Below are 6,578 nucleotides of genomic sequence, written 5' to 3'. Positions count from 1 at the left end.
AAACCGTGACACTTGACGTGAGCATGGTGACAGAAAATGCACGGGTACCGCAAAATTTACTGGATGATTTTAAAAAGCTGGCAAACGAAGATATTTTACCTATCCAAAAATTTCGACGATTTGTCGCGCGCGTTCCTCAGGATATTGACATTGCGGTAATGGCAAATGGGGATGAATTACAACAATCATCATTAAAAGAAGTTAAAAATGAAAAACTGAACCATGTTCCAACAGAAAATCAAAAAATTAAAGTGAATGGTTTAGCCAAAAGTTTTTTAAATGTAGTGATGTTGGGGTTCACCCTGAAAGGATTAGAAGAGAACCGAAAACAACTTCAATCCGAAACCGACCCAATAGCACGAGCTTTTCTGTTTTATGATGTCTGTTCGGGTTACATTGCGCTGTATGGTATGACGGCTGAAGTGGTGGGGCATATTATCAAAATGGCAACCGGTAAAACGGCATTAAGGGTCAGCAATTTTTTAACCCGTTTTCCGCACGGCGAAAGTCGACTCACCACGCAAAACCTAAGAATGGCTAAGGGAATAAACAACTTTTTCAATATCACCAATAATTTGGTCAATATTGCCGGTAAAGGACTTGCTCTATTAACAATAGTTGATGGAGGGATGGAAGTAATTAAAGGTTTCAATTTAATGTTCAGAGAAGGAGAAGGAAAAGCTGGTACGCTAAAAATAATTGGCGGAGTAGCTATAATACTAGGTGCGGCATTGTCCTTAAAACTGTTTACATTATGGCTTCCAGCTACAGCGGTACCGGTAGTTGGCATTATTGCTGCCGTTGCCGGTATTATTATTATCTATATTGCCTCTTTTTTTGAACGAACCAAGTTAGAGCGTTGGTTTGCGCGTTGTGGGTTTGGGGTTGATCAGTGTCGATACCCAATGACCAAGGATGGATTAAAAAAAGCATTAAATGATTTTGCGTTTTTAACTTCGGGCATGTCACCCCAGCTGAAATTAAAAGAAGCTGAGTCCCGTAAGGATGTATCTTTAATCGGTGGTTTCGAGTATAAATCACTCTATCTTAGTATGACTATTCATAACTTTGATAAGCAGTATGATGAACTACAATTTATTGTCACTATAAATGATAAAATTGACTCAAAAAAGAAAATTATATTGGAACTGACTCATAATCCTGAAACATACGAGCTTGAAAGTAAATTAGTTGAATATACTTTTCCCCCGCTTTCGGTCAATCGTAAACCGACTGTTAGCATTACACCATCAAAAGGACGATTTTATAAGTACCAGTCGGAAGAAGTAGACATTGATAACAGCGATAAAACACTGAAAGTAATGGAAGGCACAATCACCAATCTGGTTATAAATTTTAAATTGGCTGAAATTGACCTGTCTGCCGTTCAAGATTTATTGTTTGCCGTTGAACTCATGTATCAAAAACCCAAAATTATCAATGATGATAAAATTGAACAACCTGCCCCAGTTCATCAATATCATGAATTTGAAGGCAAAAGTTTTTTAATTATAAAATAACGTTAGGAGTAAATGATGCCATCACGTTACAAACCGCAACTTGTTTGTTGGAATGAGGATTTAAGTAAAACCAGTGGAAGAGGGATACTCGGATCTACAAATTATATTGCATGTGCGACAGATAATTACCTTGAAATATTTCGTAAACGAAAAATTATCGGACCCTATTTTGGATTTTTTTTATTTGGAAGTATAGAAGTTGCTATTATTTTCGCCTTTTTTTTTAGTTTAAATCAAAATAGAATTGATTTTTTCGTGATTATAACGTTGTTTCTCACATCTATTGGATTAGGTCTATTTCTTTATTTCATTCTTTTCAATCTTCTTTTTGGTCAATTTGCACCCGTAAGTAATCCAATTCGTTTTAATCGCAAAACAGGTAAGGTTTACCTTTACGAAGCGGTGGCAACAAAATGGATGTTTAGATTTTGGAAGCCGCTATGTTCATTCAATGATTTAAATAAATTTGAGATTAAGGTTTATGATTGGGAAAACTTTCATGGTGTATTGCAACGATCTACGGGGGCTTTTGCTTCGGGCGGAACAATAGAACACAATTCTTTATACGGAGTAGCTTGCAAACCTGGTAGTTACGAAGTCATAGAATATATTTATATTCGAGAAACAGATTGTTTTGCTGGCGATTGGGATTGGATAAGCCACTTTATGGAGTTTAGAACGAACGAACCTTTAGACCAAATAGGTTTACAATACCTTAATTATTACCCACGTGATGCCGAAACCTTTATGCAAGTAAAACCGAGGCTAAAAATCACCTCGAGACAAATTGAAGGATTGGACAAGGCATCGAAAGCGGGCTCAAAAGAAGAGCTGGCCCAAATAGAACAAGAGTATGAACTCACAAAAACCGTGTATCCGGTCGAATAATCCTAACATTAGCTTAAAAAACGGAAAGCAAACCAATCAGGATAGCAGGAGCAAAAATGCCATCATGTTACAAACCACCACTGCCCAAATGGAAAAGCGATTTATCTAAAGGGGGCGGACCAGGCACTAAACACTATGCTAGTTATATTGCATGTGCAACGGATAATTATCTTGAAATCTATCGTAAACGAAAAATTTTAGTGCCTTATTTCACATTTTTTTTATTTGGAAGTGCAGAGATTTTGCTTATTTGGATGTTTTTTTATTCATTGGATGTATTAGCTGCAGCTATAGTGGCTTTTGTTGCATCAATAGGATTAGGTCTCGTACTTTACGTGAATTTTTTCACTTTTCTTTTTTATCAATTTGCCCCAGCAAGTAGTCCTATTCGCTTTAATCGTAAAACAGGCAAGGTTTATCTTTACGAAGCGGTAGTAATGGAACGGATGTCGACGAAGCTATGGCCACCGCTAAAGGCTTTTAAAGATTTAAATAAATTTCATATAAAAGTTTACGATTGGAAAAATTTTAATGCCGTATTACTAGGTTCGACAGTGGTTAACCCGCAAGGTGGTAGCTTTGAACGTTATGCTTTAGTTGGGGTTGCTTGTGAGCCTAATAGTTATAAAGTGATTGAATATATTTATATCCGTGAAACGGATTGTTTTACGATGGATTGGCATTGGATTTGTCATTTTATGGGAAGGAACACCGATAAACCCTTAGACCAAGCAGGTTTAGAATACATTGATTACCATCCACGTGATGCCGAAACCTTTATGCAAGTAAAACCGAAGCTAAAAATCACCTCGAGACAAATTGAAGGGTTAGACAAGGCATCGAAAGCGGGCTCAAAAGAAGAGCTAGCCCAAATAGAACAAGAGTATGAACTCACAAAAACCGTGTATCCGGTCGAATAATCTTCATGTTAGTTTAAAAAACGGAAAGCAAAACAATCAGGATAGCAGGAGCAAAAATGCCATCACGTTACAAACCATCACTCCCCAAATGGAAAAGCGATTTATCTAAAGGGGGCGGGCCAGGCACTAAACACTATGCTAGTTATATTGCATGTGCAACGGATAATTATCTTGAAATCTATCGTAAACGAAAGATTATAGTACCTTATTTCACATTTTTTTTAATAGGAGGTGGAGAAATTTCGGTTATTTTGGCCTTTTTTGTTTGTTTAAATCAAAATAATATTTCTTGGATTGCCGTTATAGTGCCATTTATTGCATCTATATTGGGAGGTCTGGTACTTTATGTGAATTTTTTCACTTTTCTTTTTTATCAATTTGCCCCAGCAAGTAGTCCTATTCGCTTTAATCGTAAAACAGGCAAAGTTTATCTTTACGAAGCGGTAGTAATGGAACGGATGTTGACGAAGCTATGGCCACCGCTAAAAGCTTTTAAAGATTTAAACAAATTTCATATAAAAGTTTACGATTGGAAAAACTTTAATGCCGTATTACTAGGTTCGACAGTGGTTAACCCGCAAGGCGGTAGCTTTGAACGTTATGCTTTAGTTGGGGTTGCTTGTGAGCCCAATAGTTATAAAGTGATTGAATATATTTATATCCGTGAAACGGATTGTTTTACGATGGATTGGGATTGGATTTGTCATTTTATGGAATGGAATACAGATAAACCGTTAGACCAAGCAGGCTTAGAATACATTGATTACCATCCACGTGATGCCGAAACATTTATGCAAGTAAAACCTAGGCTAAAAATCACCTCGAGAAAAATTGAAGGGTTAGACAAGGCATCGAAAGCGAGCTCAAAAGAAGAGCTAGCTCAAATAGAACAAGAGTATGAACTAACAAAAACCGTGTATCCGGTCGAATAATCCTAACGTTAGTTTAAAAAACGGAAAACAAAACAATCAGGATAGCAGGAGCAAAAAATGCCATCATGTAACCCCCCTCGTTAAGAGGCGGGGATTAAGCGTTTTGTCGTGTTTATTAATTAATTGAGGACAACTTAGGTATATCTGCAAGTATTTTTAACTCCATTTCATACAAATCATCAAAATGGTCTCTTTTCTAAAAGATGATTTAATTCTTCAAATTGTGTAAAAATTTTATCTTCGTTCCAATCTCCATTAAGAAGGGATGAAAATGAATGTCAAAATAACACCCATTATTAAGCACTGCAATCAGTAATCGCAAAATCAATCATCGTTAAATACCATTTGCCTTCAATCCAAGATAGGTAAAAAATAAAAGTTTTACCCCAAAATATTTTATCTTTTTCAGGTTTTAAGTCAGAAACCAAAATCACTTTGCGGGTAATGGGTTCTAATGTTTGAACTTTGGATAATAGCTCTTTTAATTCCTCTTCTGAATATATATATCTGGTTCTGGAAGGTCTATATATCTTTTTATCAAATCAGAAAACCGATGATCTGTTTTAGTAATGTCAACATATAATCCGGTTTTTGATGCGTATTCACAGTCTATTTCTGGATAAGATGAATACTGTAACTGAAAATTATCTGAAATTTTTTGTGTAAACGTCTGTTCAACAACGGTAGGCATGACGCGATAATTTTCAATTTCACAATCATCATTTAAACAAACATATTTTAGGTTTTGAGACCACCTATCATATGAACCTTGTGTAGATAAAAAGTAAAACCCGACATCTTTATTGATTAATTGATTGAACTTTGCATTATCTTTTTGGTTATAAGCATTAATAACTTCAGTGACCGTTTGTTGAAATAAAGATTCTTTTATCTGAGCTTCAGAAACGGATATATTAAAAAAAAACAGTTAGCAATATAACCAGTATTTTTTCATCTTCATTTTCCTATTCTTTTAATGGATTAATTCAAAATTGCCATTTTTATTTATTTTAAATTTTAATAAATGTGACTCTATTTTAGGTATTGTGGTGTGTTTGATAATATTTCCGTTATCATCAATTAAAACCTCATTTTCAGAAAATTCTTGAATGAATATATTTCCATTTTTATCAATAGTAAAATCATTCCAATAGGTGACTTCAAATGTGAATCTATTGTCTATTAATAAAGCATCAATATTATTTCCTGCATGATCATAACTGTTTATTTGAAAAAATAAACAGGGATATTCTGACTCAACCCATCCTTCGTATATAATCCCTGTAACTCTTTGTAAACCAATTGAAACGTCTAACACTGGGTAATAATATTTTGATGTTGAATAATAATCATGAAAATTTTTAGGCTTAATATTTTTTTCTGATTGGGTAAATTCTTTTTTTTCCAAAAATTGAGCATTTATTTTATAAGACCCCGTATTTTCGTCATAAGAATAAAATTTCTTTAACCCATCAGATGTAAAAGGCAAAGTATGTTGAATGGTGGTATTTTTCGTACTGCCATTTGAACTACCGATGACAATTAGCATAAAAAACAGAAAAAGAAGGATATGTTTCTTCATTTTTTAATCTCTTTTATAAACTTCAGTTATTTTATTATCCATAAAGTTAGGTGATTGAAAATAATATCTTTTATCCTTAATAAACAGGTTAAAGATAAAATTGCCTTGGGTTTGTTCTTTTGCTAATCCTTGATAGGCGCAAAGACTGACGTCGTTTTTTAGGTATAACGGTAAATCGTATTCAAGCGTATTAAGTTTAATCTTAGTATCATGAATAGTAAGTGTTAAATAAGTCGAACTATAATGACCATTAAAATCTTTTAAGGTCGTTGGTTGATATTGCAAAATAGTATTAATTGCTGATTGATAATGTTGTTTGTATCGTTCTTCTAACTCAGGATGTTGTTCGACTAATGCTTCGGTGACAAAGTCCCCTAGAAAGTATCGGGAATGTTTAGGATCTCGGTAAGAATATAGTTGTGATTGTTCAGTGTGCTTATCGGTAAGTAAAAACCATGACTGCGAACCTAACAGGATATCATAAAGTTTATTATTTTTGGTTAATTCAGCTTTAATATAGATACCATCAGGGGTAAAACCATAGTAATGTTCAAAATTAACATCATCAGGTAAGTACTCTTCGTGCTTATTTTGAGTAATTTCGAGAATATCGTCTGCACTTAAATGCCAATCTAAACACATTTGATAATAAATTAGATTTCGAAATTTTAAATCATGACATGACTTAGTCATATTGGTTATCTCATCTTGTGCTTGGCACGAGAAGGTTATTAAT

Annotated in this window: 6 protein-coding genes; 4 read left to right on the top strand and 2 right to left on the bottom strand. The window is 34.3% G+C overall.

All coding sequences use genetic code 11. The features are described from left to right. The 4 genes from A9G10_RS12670 to A9G10_RS00775 all read left to right on the top strand — a co-directional run. Nucleotides 1-1,520, top strand: a 1,520-nt coding sequence (locus A9G10_RS12670; protein ID WP_179855792.1) for a hypothetical protein, incomplete at its 5' end; no start/stop codon positions are given. 15 nt (nt 1,521-1,535) lie between these two features. Further along, nucleotides 1,536-2,408, top strand: a complete 873-nt coding sequence (locus A9G10_RS00785; RefSeq protein WP_065557798.1) for a DUF6708 domain-containing protein — start codon at nt 1,536-1,538, stop codon at nt 2,406-2,408. A gap of 56 nt (nt 2,409-2,464) precedes the next feature. After that, entirely contained in the window at nt 2,465-3,328 is an 864-nt protein-coding gene (locus A9G10_RS00780; protein WP_065557797.1) for a DUF6708 domain-containing protein, read from the top strand. Between the two features lie 56 nt (nt 3,329-3,384). Further along, nucleotides 3,385-4,260 (top strand): DUF6708 domain-containing protein, encoded by an 876-nt coding sequence (locus tag A9G10_RS00775; protein WP_065557796.1) that lies wholly within the window; start codon nt 3,385-3,387, stop codon nt 4,258-4,260. A gap of 973 nt (nt 4,261-5,233) precedes the next feature. Here A9G10_RS00775 and A9G10_RS00770 read toward each other — a convergent pair. Both A9G10_RS00770 and A9G10_RS00765 read right to left on the bottom strand, forming a co-directional pair. Continuing rightward, nucleotides 5,234-5,842: a hypothetical protein gene (locus A9G10_RS00770; protein WP_143425911.1), complete on the bottom strand. Its 609-nt coding sequence runs from the start codon at nt 5,840-5,842 to the stop codon at nt 5,234-5,236. A 3-nt stretch (nt 5,843-5,845) separates the two neighbouring features. Continuing rightward, complete coding sequence (locus A9G10_RS00765; RefSeq protein ID WP_065557794.1) at nt 5,846-6,535, bottom strand: hypothetical protein; 690 nt, start codon at nt 6,533-6,535, stop codon at nt 5,846-5,848. Nucleotides 6,536-6,578: the final 43 nt, after the last annotated feature.

The sequence above is a fragment of the Gilliamella sp. wkB308 genome (assembly GCF_001690185.1).
Classification (GTDB): domain Bacteria; phylum Pseudomonadota; class Gammaproteobacteria; order Enterobacterales; family Orbaceae; genus Gilliamella; species Gilliamella apicola_I.
Note: the sequence above shows the minus strand (reverse complement) of the source record. Positions and strands in the feature narration are given on the sequence as shown.